The organism is Winogradskyella sp. (assembly GCF_965228925.1).
GTDB lineage: Bacteria > Bacteroidota > Bacteroidia > Flavobacteriales > Flavobacteriaceae > Winogradskyella.
The window spans coordinates 4,278,591-4,299,251 of record NZ_OZ245845.1 but is presented as its reverse complement, the minus strand read 5'-3'; the positions used below and the strand labels follow the sequence as shown (position 1 = coordinate 4,299,251).

General features: G+C 37.6%; 18 protein-coding genes. 9 read left to right on the top strand and 9 right to left on the bottom strand.

Annotated elements, in window-relative coordinates; translation table 11 throughout:
• Nucleotides 1-8: 8 nt before the first annotated feature.
• Nucleotides 9-857 carry an AraC family transcriptional regulator gene (locus tag ACO052_RS18075; protein WP_422105192.1) on the bottom strand — a complete coding sequence of 283 codons (849 nt, stop codon included), beginning with the start codon at nucleotides 855-857 and terminating at the stop codon, nucleotides 9-11.
• Between the two features lie 133 nt (nucleotides 858-990).
• Here ACO052_RS18075 and ACO052_RS18070 point away from each other — a divergent pair, with 133 nt between their 5' ends.
• The 8 genes from ACO052_RS18070 to ACO052_RS18035 all read left to right on the top strand — a co-directional run bounded on the left by ACO052_RS18070 (nucleotide 991) and on the right by ACO052_RS18035 (nucleotide 12,561).
• Nucleotides 991-1,797, top strand: a complete 807-nt coding sequence (locus ACO052_RS18070; protein WP_422105191.1) for a phytanoyl-CoA dioxygenase family protein — start codon at nucleotides 991-993, stop codon at nucleotides 1,795-1,797.
• A complete protein-coding gene (locus ACO052_RS18065) occupies nucleotides 1,797-2,621 on the top strand; it encodes a sugar phosphate isomerase/epimerase family protein (RefSeq protein ID WP_422105190.1) in 825 nt (274 codons plus the stop codon). Before ACO052_RS18070 ends, ACO052_RS18065 begins: the two co-directional genes overlap by 1 nt.
• Nucleotides 2,618-4,708, top strand: coding sequence for a beta-L-arabinofuranosidase domain-containing protein (locus ACO052_RS18060; RefSeq protein WP_422105189.1), 2,091 nt, complete (start codon nucleotides 2,618-2,620; stop codon nucleotides 4,706-4,708). The genes ACO052_RS18065 and ACO052_RS18060 overlap by 4 nt, the downstream gene beginning before the upstream one ends.
• Nucleotides 4,698-6,341 (top strand): alpha-amylase family glycosyl hydrolase, encoded by a 1,644-nt coding sequence (locus ACO052_RS18055; protein WP_422105188.1) that lies wholly within the window; start codon nucleotides 4,698-4,700, stop codon nucleotides 6,339-6,341. The genes ACO052_RS18060 and ACO052_RS18055 overlap by 11 nt, the downstream gene beginning before the upstream one ends.
• A gap of 16 nt (nucleotides 6,342-6,357) precedes the next feature.
• A complete protein-coding gene (locus ACO052_RS18050; protein WP_422105187.1) occupies nucleotides 6,358-7,710 on the top strand; it encodes a sulfatase in 1,353 nt (450 codons plus the stop codon).
• 1 nt (nucleotide 7,711) lies between these two features.
• Nucleotides 7,712-9,916 (top strand): GH92 family glycosyl hydrolase, encoded by a 2,205-nt coding sequence (locus ACO052_RS18045; protein WP_422105186.1) that lies wholly within the window; start codon nucleotides 7,712-7,714, stop codon nucleotides 9,914-9,916.
• A gap of 19 nt (nucleotides 9,917-9,935) precedes the next feature.
• A complete protein-coding gene (locus ACO052_RS18040; RefSeq protein WP_422105185.1) occupies nucleotides 9,936-11,561 on the top strand; it encodes a sulfatase in 1,626 nt (541 codons plus the stop codon).
• Nucleotides 11,562-11,766: 205 nt separating this feature from the next.
• Entirely contained in the window at nucleotides 11,767-12,561 is a 795-nt protein-coding gene (locus ACO052_RS18035; protein WP_422105184.1) for a glycosyltransferase family A protein, read from the top strand.
• A gap of 4 nt (nucleotides 12,562-12,565) precedes the next feature.
• Here the strand turns inward: ACO052_RS18035 and ACO052_RS18030 are convergent, their stop codons facing one another.
• On the bottom strand, nucleotides 12,566-13,045 hold the full coding sequence (locus ACO052_RS18030) for a hypothetical protein (RefSeq protein WP_422105183.1): 480 nt from the start codon (nucleotides 13,043-13,045) through the stop codon (nucleotides 12,566-12,568).
• A gap of 161 nt (nucleotides 13,046-13,206) precedes the next feature.
• Here ACO052_RS18030 and trxB point away from each other — a divergent pair, with 161 nt between their 5' ends.
• Nucleotides 13,207-14,190, top strand: a complete 984-nt coding sequence (trxB, locus tag ACO052_RS18025; protein WP_422105182.1) for a thioredoxin-disulfide reductase — start codon at nucleotides 13,207-13,209, stop codon at nucleotides 14,188-14,190.
• 75 nt (nucleotides 14,191-14,265) lie between these two features.
• Here the strand turns inward: trxB and ACO052_RS18020 are convergent, their stop codons facing one another.
• The 7 genes from ACO052_RS18020 to ACO052_RS17990 form a co-directional block, all read right to left on the bottom strand.
• Nucleotides 14,266-15,096 carry a GIN domain-containing protein gene (locus ACO052_RS18020; protein ID WP_422105181.1) on the bottom strand — a complete coding sequence of 277 codons (831 nt, stop codon included), beginning with the start codon at nucleotides 15,094-15,096 and terminating at the stop codon, nucleotides 14,266-14,268.
• Nucleotides 15,097-15,263: 167 nt separating this feature from the next.
• The gene (locus ACO052_RS18015; protein ID WP_422105180.1) at nucleotides 15,264-16,121 is read right to left on the bottom strand and encodes a hypothetical protein; all 858 of its coding nucleotides are present in this window, start codon (nucleotides 16,119-16,121) and stop codon (nucleotides 15,264-15,266) included.
• 17 nt (nucleotides 16,122-16,138) lie between these two features.
• The gene (locus ACO052_RS18010; RefSeq protein ID WP_422105179.1) at nucleotides 16,139-16,861 is read right to left on the bottom strand and encodes a head GIN domain-containing protein; all 723 of its coding nucleotides are present in this window, start codon (nucleotides 16,859-16,861) and stop codon (nucleotides 16,139-16,141) included.
• 24 nt (nucleotides 16,862-16,885) lie between these two features.
• Nucleotides 16,886-17,692, bottom strand: a complete 807-nt coding sequence (locus tag ACO052_RS18005; RefSeq protein WP_422105178.1) for a hypothetical protein — start codon at nucleotides 17,690-17,692, stop codon at nucleotides 16,886-16,888.
• Between the two features lie 85 nt (nucleotides 17,693-17,777).
• Nucleotides 17,778-19,553: a PspC domain-containing protein gene (locus ACO052_RS18000; RefSeq protein ID WP_422105177.1), complete on the bottom strand. Its 1,776-nt coding sequence runs from the start codon at nucleotides 19,551-19,553 to the stop codon at nucleotides 17,778-17,780.
• Complete coding sequence (locus ACO052_RS17995) at nucleotides 19,550-19,891, bottom strand: PadR family transcriptional regulator (RefSeq protein ID WP_422105176.1); 342 nt, start codon at nucleotides 19,889-19,891, stop codon at nucleotides 19,550-19,552. The genes ACO052_RS18000 and ACO052_RS17995 overlap by 4 nt, the downstream gene beginning before the upstream one ends.
• A gap of 211 nt (nucleotides 19,892-20,102) precedes the next feature.
• The gene (locus ACO052_RS17990; protein ID WP_422105175.1) at nucleotides 20,103-20,549 is read right to left on the bottom strand and encodes a DUF4870 domain-containing protein; all 447 of its coding nucleotides are present in this window, start codon (nucleotides 20,547-20,549) and stop codon (nucleotides 20,103-20,105) included.
• Nucleotides 20,550-20,661 lie beyond the last annotated feature (112 nt).

Below are 20,661 nucleotides of genomic sequence, written 5' to 3'. Positions count from 1 at the left end.
ATACAGGGTTAAGTACTTTGATGTTTGCGTTTAAAATCCCTCGGGCTACACCCCTTAATTTTTTTAAAGGTCCTATTAAAATGACTAATAGTTTCAAAGCCACAGGAGAAAGCGATATGTTGAATGGATGTATATGAGGTTAATAAATGATGGCAAGAGCGCTCTATACGCGTTCGATTCAAAAAATGGATAAACGAATGTCCCGAGTGCTTTCTAAACCAACGACAAAACGATTGTGGCACCATATGAGTAATTTCGGCCATTTGATTTACGGTTATTTTTTGATTGAGATGCTCCAAGATGTAATTATTGACTTCTGAAAACTTTTGCTCTCCATAACCATTTTTACGAATAGGCGTATAAGCCTCTGAAGTTAAAAGCTTCTTGTTTTTGTCTAATGACAAACTTTGTATCAACTCCATAAACGAGACAAGTTGTTCAAAATCATTTAAAGTTTCGAAATTCAGAATACGATTGATAACAGATTCAGGAGGGTTTTCGAAATGTACGCCTCTTAACGCCAAGTCAAATAGAACTTCGAAATGCCGAAACTCTTTGAAGCTAGAAAAAGCAGCTTCATCAAACTGAAAAATAATTGCCCTTTCTTTTTCAATTAGATTTTCTTTTACACTTACCCAATGATGCGGTAAGTTCTTTCCAATAAGTACCAAATCAAAATCATTGAATGGTTCAATAGAGTCACCCACAAAACGCGTACCCTCGCCTTTGACTATTAAGGTCAATTCTAACTCGGGATGATAGTGCCAAAAGGGGACAAAGGCGTCTACCTCTGATTTGAAAAAGCGGAACGATTGTTCGGCATCATCTAAGTTGAGTAGCTCTAATTCAGGCTTCATATTATTTTATATAAACTTAAATAAGTGTAAAATTATCATATTAATGTTTAAATACGCATAGTTTTGGTTAAAATCTAAAAAAGTAATTGATGCAGGTCCAGATAACTTTGTGGTGTAAACAATCAAGAAGATCATGGAAACAAAAACAGTATTGGACGAATCATACACTTTAACAGATGAACATATCTCATTCTATCAAAAGCATCGCTACATTAAGTTGAAAAATGTTTTGGACAGAGAGACATTAGATCATTTCAATAGTGTGATTTCAAAACGAGTTCATGAGTTGAATGAAGAAGATCAACCCCTTGAGGCACGTAGTACTTATGGTAAAGCTTTTCTTCAGCTCTTTAATCTTTGGACTAAGGATGAAGCCATAAAAGACTTGATTTTCAGTAAACGCATTGCAAAGATCGCGGCTGATCTTATGCAAGTAAATGGTGTGCGTTTGTATCACGATCAAGCCTTGTTTAAAGAAGCAGGCGGTGGTATTACGCCGTGGCATGCCGATCAGCATTATTGGCCATTATCGACAGATAAAACTATTACAGCTTGGATTCCGCTGCAAGAAACACCTTTAGAGATGGGGCCTTTAGAGTTTAGCGCAGGCAGTCACCAAATCATGGAAGGCAGAGAGTTATCAATAAGTGATGATAGCGAAGCACAAATAGAAAAACGATTGAAGGTGACCGATTTTGAGCATATTATCGAACCTTTTGATGCTGGTGAGATTAGTTTTCACTCAGGTTGGGTCTTTCATCGTGCAGGTGCTAACACAACGGACCAAATGCGAAAAGTGATGACGATTATTTATATGGATAAGGATATGACACTCAAGAAACCAACAAATCCAGGACAGGAAAATGATTGGGAAACCTGGTGTCCGGGCGCGAAAATAGGGGAGGTGATCAATACGCCCATAAATCCTATTCTATACTAATGCAGTTAAAGTTTTTATATCCATTTTGGGGAAGTGAAGCCTTGCCCTTTGAAGCATTTCTTAATGTGGTCAAATCGAATGGCTTTGACGGTATTGAGATTAACGTGCCCAAGGATTCCATTTTTGAAACGATGTTCTATGATGCGCTCAAGAAGGAAAGACAACAGAACCCAAACTTTATATGCGCATTGCAGCAGGTCTTAGGGGTACAGCCCGAAACTCCTGACAGTTATTTAGAACGTTTGTTGAAGCGTTTGGAAAATCTGGTGCATTACCAGCCTAATTTTATCAATTCGCATACGGGACGTGATTATTTTTCATTCGAAGATAATTGTAGAATTATTGAAGCTATTGAGAACTTTTCTGTGAGGTACCATATTCCTGTTTACCATGAGATTCACAGAGGACGCTTCACTTTTCATGCGTTAACCACCCTAAAATATTTAGAAAAGTTTCCGGAATTAAAACTTGTAGGCGATTTATCACATTGGTGCGTGGTCTCGGAATCTATGCTGCAGAATCAGGAAGCCATTATTGAAAAGGTGATTCCACATATCCAACATCTCCATGCAAGAATAGGCTTTGAGCAAACGCCACAGGTTAATGATCCTTTTGCCCCAGAATGGGAACCGTATTTGAAGCAATATTTGGATTGGTGGCGACAAATACTGCAGTTTCATAGTGAAAAACTTCAGTTCACGATGACACCAGAGTTTGGGCCATACCCTTATATGCCAGAAGCACCGTTTACAAAAGTACCACTGGCTGACCAGAAAGCACTAAATTTAAAGATGAAAGCCTACCTTAAAACGCACTTAACATGAATAGAATTCTCATCATAGGCTGTCTATTAACCCTTGCTTCATGTAAAACTGAAGATAAAAACTCACAAGGTGAAAGCTTTTCCAAAAATGTCAATAAGGTTGCTCAGACTATTATAGATGATAGTAATCAATTGACCTTTTTCGAAAAACCAGAAGCTCCTTTAAAGGCTGAATTCGAACAGTTCCCAACTGGAAGCGTCAAACCAAAAGGTTGGATACTAGACATGATGAGAAGTGATCTCGAAGCCGGTGTTGTTGGGGCTCTAGATGAGTTATACCCAGGGATTACATCAGATGATTTGTATCGTACGGCTAGACGAGGAGGTATGGAGGATATCCCCGAAATGGGCGATTTGGTGTTGACAGGTGCCGAATGGGAAAAATCCATTATGTGGTGGAATGCTGAAACTATTGGTAATTGGTGGGATGGTTTTATACGACATGCATTTTTAACTGGGAATGACGGGGCGATAGCACAATCGCATAGTATCATCAAAAATCTGTTGGCCTCACAAGACGAAGACGGTTATATAGGTATTTACAAACCCAATTTAAGATATCAGCACGAAGGGTCTAATGGTGAACTTTGGGCACAAACAACAGCCTTTAGAACCATGCTGGCTTATTACGAATTCACAAAAGACCATAAGGTTTTAGAGGCCGTTGAGAATGGTATGAAAGTCACTATGAATAATTATGGTGAAGACTCTAGAAATCCATTTTATTTGAAAAATGCTTTCGGAGGTGTAACTCATGGATTAATGCTTACGGACGTTTGTGAAACACTTCATCGCATTACAGGGAATAGAATTTATCAAGATTATGCCACCTATTTGTATAAGGCATTCTCCACCTATTCCATCAATCGTTCCTTTAACGATTTGCGTTATCCATATTTAGTGGAAAAGGATTCCATGTTCGAAGGTCATGCCGTACATACCTACGAACATATTAGAACCATGGTCAATGCCTATTACAATACGGGCTATCCAGAGCTGAAAACCGCTTATGACCATATGTTGGCAAAGTTAGAACCTTGTATTTTACCAAGCGGTGCAGGTCATGGTAACGAATGGATTCTTAAAATGGAAGCACATCCAACAAATACAAGCAGCGAATATTGTACCATGCTCGAACTGCGCAATAGCTACGGAAGCCTAATACAAAAGACTGGCGATGTCAAATTTGCGGATGCTGCTGAAAAATTAACGTATAACGCTATGCTGGGCTTTAGAAATGAAGACGGTACTGCCATTACCTATGGGAAATCTGATAATTGTTATGTGTTGGATGGACATCACTATGAGCATGGAGAATCTAGAGAAGACTCACGTTATAAGTATTCACCAACCCATTCTGAGCCTGCAGTGTGTTGCGTGCCCAACTATGGAAGAAACCTCACCTATTTTCTAGAGCAACAATGGATGAAAAAAGGAGATGGTATTGCGGCCGTTATGTTTGGCCCTTCAAAATTAACGACAGAAATCGATGGTTCTAAAATCGCTATTGAGCAAATTACTAATTATCCGATGTCTGATGAGGTGACTTTTAAATTTTCAATGGCGACCCCAAAGACGTTTAAATTTTATGTACGACATCCCAATTGGTCGGATGGCATAGAAGACGATAGTGCTTTTGATGGTCCCGATAGCTATCTGGAAGAAGCAGGCTATTACGTGCTGGCCAAAACATGGCAAGATGGAGATAGCTTAACGGTTCGGTTTAAAAATAACGTCAAAGTCAATATGGCTAATAACGATGAAGCTTACATTCAAAAGGGGCCATTGGTCTATGCTTTAGAAATTCCGCATCGTGAAGAAGCTATAAAAACCTATGAAAATGGTTTCAAGGACTATTATTGTTTCCCGACAGATGACACCTACAAGCATCTAAATCTCAATGAAAATTCAAGTTTTAAACTAAAGACACCACAAGTCACTAAAGCTTTTCACAATTCTGAATGGTACATGGAAGGCGAGTTGTTTGATGTTTCAAAAAATACCACTATAAAAGCTAAACTGGTTCCCATTGGAAAAACAGTATTACGACGTGTCACCTTTCCAAAATTTACAACTGATGAAAAATAGTTATTTAACTGCTTTATTGCTCCTTCTGGTTTTCAGTTCCTGTCAACAAAATCAGAAATCCGAAGCTATTGTACAAACAGATATTGACAAACCTATTAATTGGAATAACGAAATCATTTACCATGTGATGCAACGCAGTTTTTACGATAGTAATGGAGATAGACATGGGGATCTTAACGGCTTCGTTGAAAAATTAGACTATTTAAAAGAACTAGGGGTTACCACCATTTTGTTTACACCCTTATATGAATCTGGATTTTACCATAATTATTTTCCAACCAACTATGAAAATATAGACCAAGAGTACGGTACCAAAGAAGATTATATCAATTTTATAAAGGCAGTCCATAAGAAAGGCTTAAAGTTTTTGATGGATATGGAAACCCAATATGCACAAAGTGGTAATATCTGGTTCGATGATTCTTACAAGAATCCTGAATCCGAATACTCGGATTTCATTTATTATTCTGATAGTTTAAATCAATATCCCGAACAAATTTTTATGCCATCCCAATCTCCATTGTACGAGTTTACAGCTTGGCCAGGAGACAAGTACAACATTGTGTTTCTCGATTTAAACAATGAAAATGTAAAACAATGGATGACCGATTTCTATTTGTATTGGGTAGACCCTAATAAAGATGGCAATTTTGACGACGGCGTAGATGGCTTTAGAATAGACCATATTATGGATGATTTAGATTATAAAGGGCTTTTTACCAATATGTATCAAGATTTTTGGAAACCTATTTTTGATAGGTGTAAGACTGTTAACCCTAATGTTTTTGTCTTAGGAGAACAATCTAACTGGAACGAATATGGAGAAAAAATGGTTTTAGAAAGCGGAGCCGATGCCGCCTTTAGTTTTCCACTTCGTTTTGCCATTGCCGGGGAAGAAGGGACGCACGATATGTACATAGACCCTACCTCCAATGGTGTGAAAATGGACCCGAATCGCATTCATGAAGTCGTTAAGGAAAGCATGACTAAATTTACGGATAGCACCTTTACGGTAAACTTTTTAGAAAATCACGATACAGCACGTTGGGCTTCAGTAGTCAACAATAATGAAAGTCAAAAGCGCGTTGCTGCCGTTTTAAATATTTTATTGCCAGGGGTGCCTTCCATTTATTATGGACAAGAGCTAGGATTGACAGGGCAAACCAGTGAATGGGGAAGTGATGCCAATCACATTCCTGTGAGAGAAGCATTTCCGTGGACAGCCAACCAAAGAACTTCAGGTAATGCCCTATGGTATAAAGACACGGGGGAATGGTGGGAGCAATCGTTTTGGAATTCTGATGCCATTAACACACTTAATTTAGAGGCGCAAAAACAGAATAAAAATTCCCTTTGGCACCATTATCAAAGCCTGATTGCGATGAGACAGCAAAGCGATGCATTTAGACTAGGCGCCTATCAACCCATCTGGCCTGAAGTAGATAATGTTTTGGCGTTTAAGAGAACCTATAATGATCAAGAACATTGGGTAATTATCAACACATCTGAAAATTCAGTTCGAGTAAAGGACATTGACAAACTCCATCAGAAAAACATTATTTTTACTGAAAGCGCTGAACTAAAACCCGAAAGTTTAATACTCGAGGCCTATGGCATTATAATCGTAGAATAAGGAAGAATCAATGCTTATGAGATGTTTTATAGTACTGTTGTTAAGTATCGCAATAGTAAGTTGCAAAAGCGAAACCAAAGAAAAAGGCACCAGAGAAGTAACTACTGAAAAACCTAATATCATCTTATTGGTTGGTGATGACCAAGGCTATCCGTACTTCGGATTTATGGGAGCTGATTACGTACAAACGCCAAATATGGATGCCTTAGCGGCTAGTGGTACGTTGTTTACCGAAGGCTATGTACCTCAAAACCATTGTAGACCCTCACTGCAAACATTGATGACAGGGACTTTGCCTATCAACTATGACCAATCCGTAGAACAGTTAATCCAAGAAAAGCAAATACCAAAAGATTCTATAGTTGGATTTAAACATCATGCGATGAGGCATTTTGAAACCCTACCAAGGCTATTGGCAAAACAAGGTTATAAAAGTTTCCAAGGGGGCAAATGGTGGGAATTCAACTATCAGAATGGAGGTTTTGATGAAGGCATGACCAAAGGCTGGAAGAAAGAAGATAAGGGCAAAAATGATTGGTTTTTACAGTTTATGGGTGGTGACGGTAGACAGTTGGCTAGAGCAACCATGCAACCCGTTTATGATTTTATAGATACGTATAACGAACAACCATTTTTTATCTGGTTTGCACCAGAATTGCCACATTATCCGTTTGATGCACCAGATAAATACTACAACATATACAAGGATAAGGACATGACGGAGTCGGCCAAGCGCTATTATGCCAATTGTACTTGGTTTGATGACGGCGTTGGTGAGTTGGTAAGGTACTTGAAAGAAAAAGGGGAGTTCGATAATACACTTTTTGTGTATGTTAATGATAATGGTTGGGAACAGGAACCGCACCAAGAGTTTCGACACGATTCCCTACGTTGGCATAATGGAGGAGATAAAGGTAAGCTATCTGTTTACGATCAATCCTTTAGAACACCTATTATCTTTTCTTGGAAAGATAAGATCAAACCTGGTGCGACGTCAAAGGCTTTAATACACAGTGCCGACATACCTGCCACCATTTTAGATTATATCAACGTGGAGGTTCCAGAAGATTATTTTGGCAAATCCTATAAAACTTTGGTAGATGATACCGGCAAAACGGATCGGGACATCATTATAGGTAAGGCTACCCAAATGCGTTCTGAAGCGGATATGATGGGTATGAAAATAGAAGCCTATTGGGCAAGAACCAAGGATTGGTTTTTTCAGTGGAATCTTACGACTGAGACCATTGGTTTGTTCGATATGACTACCGATCCAAGAAATGACAATAACTTGGTGGAAACACATCCAGAAAAGGTAAAGGAATTTCAGCAAAAGATAGAACAATGGAAATTAGACAGATCGAAGTAATATGAGATATCTAACACTTTTACTTTTAATCCAATTGAGTTTTTTTTCCTGTAAAAAAGAACAAACGCTTCAAGAGCATAACAAAGCAGAGCGAATCGCTAACAGAAAATTCGTAAACCCATTTATTGGTACGGACGGCACAGGTCACACCTTTCCAGGACCATCTATGCCATTTGGAATGGTACAGCCGGGGCCAGATAATAAGAATTATGGCTGGGCTCACACTAGTGGTTATCAATACAAAGACACGACCTTATTAGGATTTTCACAGACGCGGTTTAGCGGAACAGGAATCAATGAAATGGGCGATGTACTGCTATTACCTTACTCAAAAGAAAAAGAGGCTTTAAAGCATAGTTATTTTAAAAATACCGAAAAAGCTGAGGTTGGTTACTACACACTGACCAAAAAAGACGATGTGAAAGTTGAGTTGACGTGTTCGGAACGCGTTGCGATTCACCAATATACCTTTCCAACAAAAGAAGCGCAGGTATTTATAAATCTTCAGCATGGCTTGCGTTTTGTCTTTGATGAAAATAGTCAAAAAGGATTGGTGTTAGATAGTGATGTTACCATTGAAAATGACAGCACCATTTCTGGTTATGCGTTCACGGATAATTGGGTAAAACGCAAATATTTTTATACCATTCAGTTTAGCCAACCTTTTACAAGTGTTGAGGCCTTGTCTAAAGCCAAAAATGATAAAGCACCAAAGTATGATGCTGCCTTTAAATTGAAAGCGGATAAGCAACTCAAAGTTAAAATTGCGTTATCGTCTGTTTCCGTCGAAGGGGCCAAGCGCAATTTACAAACGGAAATTCCGCATTGGGATTTTGAAAAGGTAAAAACTGAAAATCAAAATACCTGGGACGATTACCTTAACCGAATTAGTATTGAAGCTCCGCAAAAGCAAAAAGAAATATTTTATACCTCCTTATATCATCTGTTTTTGCAGCCCTCAAACATAGCTGATGTAGATGGTAAGTATCGTGGTGCGGATGATAAAATTGCCGTAGCCTCCGATAAAGCCTATTATTCAACCTTATCGATTTGGGATGTTTACAGAGCCGCGTTCCCATTATTACAAATCGTTGCACCAGAGCGAATTGATGGTATCGTAAATTCTATGTTATTGCACCATGAAGCTGCTGGGTTCTTACCTATTTGGACGGCTTGGGGCCAGGATAATTATTGTATGATCGGTAATCATGCCATTCCGATGATACTATCCGCTTATCAAAATGGTTTTACAGGTTTCGATGCTCAAAAAGCATTACAGACCATGCTAGAAACCTCCACGATAAGCCATATCAATTCTGATTGGGAGTTATACAATCAATATGGGTATTATCCATTTGATAAGCTCGATAATGAAGCAGTTTCACGAACATTGGAAAGTGGTTTTGATGATTATGCTGTAGCACGGATGGCAAAGAAGCTTGGGGATTCATCAAGCTATATCGCCTTTACCAAACGTGCCAATTATTACAAAAATCTATTCGATCCAGAAACTCATCTTTTTAGAGGAAAAGATACCCAAGGACAGTTTAGAACGCCTTTCGATCCATTAACAGCGACATCTCCACTAAACAATCCAGGAGATTATACAGAAGCCAACGCTTGGCAATATTTTTGGACACCAGCGCAATATGACGTCGAAGGGATGATTGAGCTGCTAGGTGGAACATCCGAATTTACCAAGCACCTCAATACTTTTTTTACGACAAAAGCTTTAAATCCGAATAAATTTTTAGGTCAAGAAGCCATGATCGGGCAATACGCCCATGGCAACGAACCAAGTCATCATATTTTATATTTATACGCTTTTTCTGATACCCCTAAAAAAGGGCAAGAGTATATTAAACGCGTCGTAGACGAATTCCATAACAATACTCCAGATGGTATGATTGGCAACGACGATTGTGGACAAATGAGCGCGTGGTATATTTTATCGACTTTAGGCTTTTATCCCGTAAATGCTTCTGATGGGACATTTGTACTTGGTGCGCCTCAAGCTTCTGAAGCTTCCATACAGCTCGCAAACGGGAAAAAGTTTCATATGAGCACAGAGAATTTTTCAGAAAGCAATAACTTTACTGATAGTGCTTTTATAAACGATAGTTTAATAAAAGACCATAAGATTTCTTTCGACCAGATTATGAATGGCGGGAAATTGGTATTCAAAATGACTAGTACATTAGACTAATCTCATCATTACTTGTAATATGAACAGATTACTTTCTTTAACAATCATACTCTTTTGCTGCGCCTGTAAGACCGACAAAAAGAGCGAGCAAGAAAACAGGTCGCGCCAAAAACCTAATATCGTTTTTATCATAACGGATGATCATGCGTATCAGGCCTTAAGTGCCTACGACAATACGCTTATTGAAACACCACATATCGATCGATTGGCAAAAGAAGGGATGTTATTTAAGAAGGCTTTTGTCACAAATTCGATTTGTTCTCCAAGTCGAGCCGTCGCGTTAACCGGAAAGTTTAGCCATTTAAACAGTGTACGCGATAATCTCGATGTGTTTGATACGACGCAAGTCACTTTTCCAAAGTTGCTTCAAAAGGAAGGTTATGAAACGGCAATTTATGGTAAATGGCATTTAAAATCAGAACCTAAAGGTTTTGACTATTGGGAGGTCTTACCCGATCAAGGTCATTATTATCATCCAGAATTATTAACACCTAAAGGAGAGATAAAAACCAAGGGTTACGTAACCGATGTCATTACTGATAAGGCTATTTTCTACTTGGATTCGCTTAGAGATTCATCCAAACCTTTTATGTTAATGTATAATCATAAGGCTCCACACCGACAATGGTGGCCATCGATGCACGATTTGGAGGATTTTAAGTATAAGAAGATTCCGGTCCCTGAGACTCTATTCGACGAATATAAAACTAAGAGTAAAGCGTCTGTAGAAGCCGAAATGCGCATTGCTGACCACATGGCCTTGAGTGCAGATAATAAAATAGCGCCTGAAATTTTAGAACAACTCAATTACGAGGAGTTTTTGGATTGGTATAAAGGCGCCTATAAGGAACGTTTTGCACGATTGAATGATGATGAAAAGGAGCAATGGCAAAAGGTGTATGGCCCAATTAATGACGATTTTTTAAAGAACTCACCTAAAGGCCAAGCACTGACTTTGTGGAAATACCAGCGCTATATGGAGGATTACCTAGGCGTGATTAAAAGCGTTGACCGAAATATAGGGCGATTACTGGACTATTTGGATGAAAAACAGCTTACGAAAAATACGATGGTCGTTTATACCTCGGATCAAGGTTTTTTCTTGGGAGAGCACGGTTGGTTCGATAAACGCTTTATGTATGAAGAGTCCTTTAGGACACCATTATTGATTAGATATCCGGGAAGCATTCCTGCAGCCAGTCTAAATAATGATTTGGTTCAAAATATAGACTTTGCACCAACTGTTTTGGATGTGGCTGGTGTCTCAGTACCAGAAGATATGCAGGGTCTTAGTCTGGTGCCCTTATTTGAAGGCGATAATACGAACTGGCGGGATGCGCTGTACTATCATTATTTTGAATATCCAGGGATTCATATGGTAAAGCGCCATTTCGGCGTACGTACCGATCGTTACAAACTCATTCGTTTTTATTATGACACTGAAGCTTGGGAACTCTATGATTTAAAAGAGGATCCCCAAGAGCTCAATAATGTTTACGATCATAGCGATTATAAAGACGTTCAGATGGAAATGCACAAACGCTTAGAAGCACTAAGAGTACAATACCAAGATGCTTCCGATAGCTTAAATCAAGAGTGGATAGAATATGATATTAAGCGACTTAAAGCATTGGGTTGGTATTAATTGGATTAAAATTTAATTTTTCTAAAATACCCATTTTCATCGCCAAAGGTCACTCAACGGATTTATACGACATCTTATGCCATAGCTCATGAGTAATGGAGTTCAACCCAAACCTGTAATCAATAATTGTTAGCTTTCAACGAATTTTTAATTGCTCCAATCATTTTATTTATTACTTTTCGGTACCTATAAACCAAAACAACCTATGCTTACATTTGTAGTTCCTGTAAAAAGTGAACGTGTATCTGCCAATTGGTCCAAATTTTGCGCCCTGTACGAGAGGACTTTAACTTCAATATGCAACCAAACCGATGAGAACTTTAAAGTCGTGGTGGTATGTCATGAACGGCCACAAATCGACTTTAGTCATAAAAATATTCATTATTTAGAAGTTGATTTTGATCCACCGATACGAGGCGAGTCGGAGAGTGATGACAGTATAAATAAACGTAGAGAGCTTGATAAGGGTAAGAAATTACAGTTGGGGGCTGCTTACGCAAAGGATAATTTCAACACGGATTATATCATGACAGTCGATTCGGATGACTTTGTTAGTGATCGTATTGCCGAATTTGTCAATAATAATCATGAAAATCGTCCGGGCTGGTATGTAAAGAAGGGGTATATCTATTTTGAAGGGAACTTCTTTTTGTTTAAGTCCCAAAAATTCAGCTATTTATGTGGTAGCTCAGTTATTGTTAAACCAGAACTCTTTAAGTACTTTTTTGGTCTAGATCCTATCTTATATTTTGATCATAGACTTACCGTTTTAAATGAAAACATTGTACTAGATGTACTTCCTTTTTATGGAGGTATTTATAGTATGGCCAATGGGGAAAACCATCTTATGAACTTTTCTAACATTAAAAAATTCAATACTCATAAGGATTTAATGACGGCAGAGGGTATGAAAAGGATAGGCGCTAAGATTAAAAACTATAGTTTTAAATTTATCACAAAAAAAATTAAAAGAGAATTCAGTTTTAAGATTCAATCTTAAGCTTTTATTCTATTCTTACATAATTTTCCGAATAGACTCTATTGCCATCTTCATCGATTTCAATCTGTTCAAATCGATCAGGTTTTAGCTCAAATTGAAAGGTGAATTCTTCTTGTTCTTCAATGACGTCGTTCATAAAGGCCGATCCAAATTCTAAAGTTTCGGTCAGTATGCCATCCTCATAAGTGTAGGATCCGTAACCAAAAAACTCGATGGAATCTGTTTTTAAAAGCTTGCACCACATCACTTTGGTATCCGTGTACATCTTTACTTGCCTAGAGATGGTGTTATTGGAAAATGAATCTACAACGACATTGTCTTTATAATTGTAAAATCCTTTTAATTCCCAAGCGCCTTTTAAACCGTTTTTTACTTCAGCTACGTCTTCATTCGTCTCACTCATGGACGATGCACTTGCTTCTGCATCTTTACAAGATGATATTGTTAAAAATACAAGGCCGATGATAAAAATATATGCTTTCATGATTGTATGGTGTTAGCTATTAAACAGCTTTAAATTAGTAAATTATATCGAGATTATGAAGCAATTCATCGATTTTATAGCACTATAGTTAGTGTTAATAACTTCTGCGTAAGGATTTATGCAAAAAACCTACTTTTGTTGAGGAACTAATAAAGAACTATATGTCTGATACGATTGAAAAAATAAAATGTTTAATAATTGGCTCTGGGCCTGCAGGATATACAGCTGCCATTTATGCGGCTAGAGCTAATATGGCTCCCGTGTTATATCAAGGTGAACAACCTGGTGGTCAGTTGACTACGACCAATGATGTTGAGAATTTTCCAGGCTATCCCGATGGCATTACGGGGCCAGAAATGATGATTCAACTGCAAAAGCAAGCTGAACGTTTTGGTACCGATGTGAGACATGGTTGGGTAACCAAAGTCGATTTTTCTGGAGACGTCCATAAAGTTTGGGTCAATGGTGAAACTGAAATCCATGCAGCGACGGTAATTATCTCAACAGGTGCTTCAGCAAAATATTTAGGACTGCCATCTGAGCAAAAGTATTTACAATTAGGTGGAGGTGTTTCCGCTTGTGCTGTTTGTGATGGGTTCTTTTATAGAGATCAGGAAGTTGTCATTGTTGGGGCAGGAGATTCTGCAGCAGAGGAAGCACATTACCTATCTAAGCTTTGTAAAAAAGTGACGATGTTGGTGAGACGTGATGAAATGCGCGCTTCGAAAATTATGCAAAGCCGGGTTAAGAATACCGAGAATATTGAAATATTGTTTAATACAGAAACTGACGAGGTCTTAGGTGATGGACAGGTGGTTACCGGAGTGAAAGCTAGAAATAATATTACCGGAGCTATTTTTGAGATTCCTGCCACAGGATTTTTTGTGGCTATTGGTCATAAGCCCAATACAGATATTTTTAAAGATTATCTGGATTTGGATGCGACGGGCTATATTATCAATGCCGAACCCGGAACAAGTAAGACCAATGTTGACGGTGTATTTGTCAGTGGAGATGCTGCTGACCATGTCTATAGACAAGCTATTACAGCAGCAGGAACCGGTTGTATGGCGGCTTTAGATGCTGAACGCTATTTAGCAGCAAAGGAAGCCGATTTTGAGGTATCTACTTCGACCTATAATTAATAAAGTAATTATCATTACATAAAAAAAGCCGAAGCTAAATGCTTCAGCTTTTTATTTATAGATTCAAAGACCTATTTATTGTTGTTTCTTTTGAAGTTTAGCAGTATCCTCAAATTTGGTAATGGTAATAGCTGGACTTCCATAGAGGTAAATTTTACTAGTACCCGAAGCTGCGATAGTGATGCTTTCTATGGCATCTATAGTTAAATCGCTATTACCTTCTAAAACAGCATCCACCTTTTGGACATCGAACTTAGGACCACTAAAGTTAGTAGAGTTATCAATTCTAATCAAGGCACTAGTCGCTGAGCCATCGATGACCGCATCCGAACGTTGGTATAAATCAAAATCGGCAACTTTACTATTAACGAGTGCGTCTAGTTTACTATTATCACTCAGTTCAATCTTGGTAGAATCAGCAGTTAGATTTAAACGCGTTTTGGACTTGCCAGAACTCTTATAAACGAAGCTCTTGGCTTTAATATTTAAATACGCCCTAGAATTATCTGAAGTGGATAAGGTGGCATCTCCGAATTCCATAGATGTTAATGATCTAATTTCACCATTTCCATGAGTTTCTATATGTTTTAAGGCATCCCCATAGTTTACCGTGATATTAAGTCGTTTTTTAGTGGTGATGCGTACAGTTTCGACAAACCTGAGTACACCATCAACGACATCAAATTGTATAACATCATGTAAATTATCATCCGTCTCTATATTAACAGAGGGTTTACTGTTGTAGACTATTTCAATAGAGAAATCGCCGTCAACGATGATGGTATCAAAATCGTCTATATAGGTTTGTTTAATGGTGACGTTTCTATTACCTTTTATCTTTTCTTGCGCTGTAACGGTCGATGAAACAAGCACCATTACAACCAAAATAAGCAATACGTTTTTCATTTGTAGATCTTTATTATACTATAATTAGGACACAGATCAATGCTAATGTCACTTGTAAGGCTTTAAACAAAGATATACAAAAACCGCCCCAAACTCTATAAAAGAATTTAAGGCGGATTTAATTGATTGGTTATTAGTTGTTTATGTTGTTATTTTGATTAATATTATTACTCAATTACACTTTTTAATGCATTTTCTATTCTTGGAGCATGGCTCGCTCCCATAGAGACAAACACGGTTTCACCTCTATGAACTTGTTCGGCAATGATATCTATCATATGTTTATCTCTTGCTAAATTAGAGTCATTCCATATATCGTGTAGATAACCAGGATAACCATAACCAGCATTAAACGTTTTCCAGTTTAATTCTGGAAAATCAACATTCCATATGCTATCAATTTGCTGCCATTTGGATATGGAACCCTCTAATGCTTCATAATCTGTTCGTTCTTCAATTAAAGCTTGAAGGTTGTCTTCATTTTTTTTACTATCCGGTAACTGAAAAAATGGTCTTAGTGAATAAAACATAGCTAATCTTTTAGCTGAATGTTTTTTTGTTAATATTTGAATTTCGTCTTCTCTAGAGGGTTCCCAAGTATATAAATCTACACGGTCTCGCTTTGCTAGCATAGCGGTTAAACCGCCTTCCCCATATTTTTCGATGGGGTCATGCATCCATTTAAAGAAAAAGCCTAAGCGACCTTCTACTAGAGCGATGGTCGGTTGATGTTGTTTCCAATATAGGCTTATCGAATCAAATTGGCTGTGATTAGGATCATTGATGTGCTCTACGCCAACGATGATTGCTTTACCACCTGACTTTGAATCTAAAGTAAAGATGTATGGCCTTCTATGTTCGTTGACTACTTTCATATAGGCTTCCATATCCATTATGGGAATGCTTAGCACGACTTGCTTTTCAGTTTTGTAGTAAGATGGAGACCGCCATATCACATTAAAATGCAAGAGTAAAAAGACGCCTAGGACTAAAAGCAAAAAGAATACAATTACTTTTTTAAGCATTATTTCTCGGGTCCTACTTAGTTTCCTCTTACACTTCCAGAAGAGCTATCCGATTTGTTTACTTTTTCTGGGTTGCCTGAATATCTAATATCCGCTCCACTGGTCGCCCTAGCCGTTAATTCTTTCGAAGTATTGACCGAGATGTCTGCACCACTGGTGGCTTTCACCTTAGAGGTTTCTGCTTTTAGGTTGGAGGCTTTAATATCACTGCCACTAGTCGCTTCTGCTATTAATAGTTTCGTTGTACCACTAAGACTAATATCACTACCGCTAGTAGAATGACAGTTTAGGGTTTCGGTTTTAACATCCAACCGAATATCCGCCCCGCTAGTCGAATTCAGTTCTAAGGCATCGGTTTCTATGACATTTGTCGAGATGACATCACTGCCACTTGTAGCTTTAATTGCCGAAACTGTAACGATATTGAGATTTATCTTTCTGGATTTCGCACGTCGGATATTCTCTGTGGTATAAATTTTTAAAACGCCATTTTCTACTTCGGTCATAATTAATTCGTGTAGATTTTCATCGGCTTCTACACTTAATGCAACGTCATTACTTTGGGTAATGTAAAGGTCTAATCCCTGGCTGACCTTAATGGATTCGAAGTCGTCAGAAATAGTTCTGTCTTGTGTTACGACATTTCTATTTCCATCGACACCAGTGCCAAAGGAAATATTACAGGATAGCATAAAAATGCTTAAAATACTGGTTACTACAATTCTTACTAATGTGCTCATTTTTTTATTTTTTTGTGATTGATTTTATTGTTTAATTTTTGTGGCCTCTTCTACGATTTTACCGTTTTCACGAACGATAAATTTTTCGATGTCTCCTTGATCATTCGCCTTAAACTCAAAGGTCAATGGGGCTTGTGGATGTTCGAAAATGTTCTCGGATATGGCCACAATCGTTGCTGACATTTGTCCGGCTTTTATGTTTAGATGCTTTCCGTTAATCGAAATATTGACATCACCCGTATTCGGTGCTTTATAATTACCAGAGTAGGATTCTAGCAAATCATCAGAAATTGAAATACCACTTATTTCTTTTTCAACGTCTTTAGATCTGTGATTATAACTTATAACGCGCTTAATTTTCCATTTACCTTCATTATCAATGATCCATAAATGCGAAAACAGTGCATCATTATCGCTCTTTTCGTAGGTCATGTTCTCATCTGGAGAAAAGAAATGCTTTCCATTTTGTAAGGCGCCATAAAGTTTGCCGTTATTATACATAGGAAATACTTCTAAGCTTTCCTCAACGAGAAATCTATAGATCTTTTCTGGATTATCGGGGCGACAAATCCCATTTTTCATTGTATTTACAAATGCTTCTTTCGAATCTGTAATCCCACCTTTATCGTGATAGAATTCCAAATCGTCGAACATTAATTCGGCGCTTCGTTCCACCTCACATTTATTAAACCCTATCTTAAATAAGATACTGTCCTTTGCTTTTAAGGTTTTAAAAAGCTCAGAACTTTTGTCCACCTGTGCCGAAGCAGTACCGGATAACAGGAGTAATCCGATACTGCATAGCAAAAGTGATTTGATTGATTGGTTCATTTTCTGATTGATTATTAGACTATAAAGGTCCGTAGGTTTTTGATTGATTTATATTAAACTGTACTGAACTGTTGAATAGTTGTCTTCAATTGTCATTGACTTCTAAATCCACACCGTTTTCGTCAATGGTTAGACTGACGTCAGGTTGCTCTTCATTAGACGACGGTTCTGTCGTGGAGGTTTCAATAATTTCTTCCTCTTCTTTATTTTTTTCTACACAATCCAAGCATTCCGTATCATCTTCAATGATTTTTAAATAATGCTCTTCCATTCCATTATCCAATATATCATTGAAATAACTTGAGTTTCTATGGTAGCTATAGGTGTTATCATCCGCGTAAAGCACGCTTCCTTCTGGTAAATAAAGAATGACTAATACCTCTTGATCGCTAAACTTGTTTTCAATGTCTGTCGTTAAGAATGGATCTAAGGTGAGTTTGCCATTACTTAGTTCATAATTGTAATTGATGCTCTCTGCTCTTGATTTGGCTGCATTATAACTGCTTCCCCGTGCTTGCTTTTCGAGAACAATCGTGGCTAACGAATCTTTGGTCGATCTTACAACGAGTCTGATATCCGTAGATTTAATCGTACGCCCATTTTCATCTTCTACGAGTCTATAATAGTTATTACGTCTGTAATAATAACCATTGTAAGGATCAGTTGCCATGCTCAATCGTATAGTATCATTTGCGGTGATATTTAGCTGTTCTTTCACTGTGGCTTTGGCATCAAAGGCATGTTCGGTCGCTTGCTTCACTCCTATGACGAATAAGCCTATGATTGCCATTAACCAGAGCCCCAAAAGTGTGAATTTGGCGATGTTACCAATGGATTTTAAGTTGTTGACCAAAATCTTTAAGCCTAAATAAAAGACAAAGAAGAAGGGTATACCTATGGCAAATAACAAGAGCATGGACATTAACCACATAGGAATATCAGCTGCATTTGCAGCATCTATGAAGTCCGTTCCTGGAAAATAAACGATATCTGTAACGCCAACGGTAAAGAACGCGACAATCAAGCTCAATAAGGTGCTAATACCAACGATAATGAGTATAATTCCAATGAACTTGGCGATGACCTTTAGAAAGAACATAAATATGTTTCCTAGCGTGTCAAAGAACGTTTGCGAACTTGATTTTATGCGATTGCCTTGTTTTTGGAAATCGACATTTTTTACACTTTCAGAGATATTATCCGATACATTTTCGAACCCCTCCTTTATTTTTTCGCCTTGTTTTTTAAAATCGACATTTCTTACGGTCTCTGAGACTGATTCAATACCGTCTTTAATTTTTTTTTCAATGTTACTGATGTTCACAGGGTCACCACTCATGGTTAGCTTTTCGGCTGTGGTTTTGGCTTCTGGTACTAAGGCCCAAAAGATGAGATATATGAATATAAAGGTACCTCCAGAACCTATGGCTAACAATAACCAGATCAATCGCATCCAAATGGATTCTATGCCAAAATAATGGCTCAACCCTGCGGCAACACCACCTATGTAAGAGTTGTCTGTGTCTCTGTATAGTTTTTTTGTAGGTCTAGAACTGTAAGTGGTTCTGGATCGTGGCTCATCTTCAAAAATTTCATCATCGACCAGATAATCTTCTGGTTGTCCCATTATAGTGATGACCTCGTCCACAAGTTTAATCCCTACAACTTGTTTTTCGTTTTGTATACGTTCTGAAAATAACTCAGCGATACGTGCTTCGATATCCGCAATAATTTCCGAACGGCCTTGAGAGTCTGTAAATGAACGTTTTATAGCCTCAAGATAGCGTGATAATTTAAGATATGCATCTTCATCGATATGAAAGAATACACCTGCTAAATTTATATTGACTGTTTTATTCATTTTTTTGTTGTTTTTGTACGTGTTACTAGGTTAACTGCATTTTGTAATTCACTCCAAGTTGTGTTTAACTCCTTAAGAAACAGTTTGCCTGTTTCGGTAAGACCGTAATATTTTCTTGGCGGTCCAGATGTGGATTCTTCCCAACGGTAGCTGAGTAATCCTGCGTTTTTTAATCTTGTTAATAGTGGATATATGGTTCCTTCTACAACAAGCATTTTTGCGTCCTTTAAAGTCTCAAGAATCTCTGCAACATAGGCATCTTCATCTCTTAAGATGGACAAGATGCAATACTCTAGAACACCTTTACGCATTTGTGCTTTTGTGTTTTCTATTTTCATGTGTATCTTTTATTTTAATCTAAGGCCACATGCAGTGCGCGCATTGACATTGAGATGATTAATTAATAGTTTGTTTAGCGCTCGTGTCATAATCTAAGGGTCTTAAATTCGATTAAACTGTTCATTTTTTTGTGCTGAATTTATTTCAGTATTGATTGACTTTTACACCAAAGCTTAAAGCGTAGGTGCATTGATTGATGAATATTGTGTTTTACTTTAAAAAATTAATGGTTAAAGGATATTTATAAAGCCCTCCGTCTCTGGCCGTCAAACTCGCTTTTACAATAAGCGCTAATTCTACTATAAAGGCCAATATGGCTAAGGCTCCCAAACCACCTCCTATATACAATAGTGGAGAAGGTTCACCGACATTGATATGGAAGTTATGAAACCCGTGAAAGTCGATAACATCCAAACCTCTAAAAAGTTTAAAGATGAAAAAAGGAACACTTATAGTCCCTATAACTATAGCGTATAGCAAAATGCTAATTTGAAAATTAATAGCCTGCTTTCCATGCTTATCTATAAAATCTGATTTATCCTTATTGGCGGCCCATAATACAATAGGACCTATAAAATTTCCAAAGGGGATAATGAATCTTGAAAACGTGGAAAGATGTATAAATGTCGCTAAGTTTTTATGATGATTGTCTATCATTTTTAAAAGTATATAATAGTTGCTTATACAAATATATGTCTTTTAGAAGGTATTATGTTACGCATAGTACTAAAAATTAACATTTTTTTAACATTGGTGAGGTTAAAATATT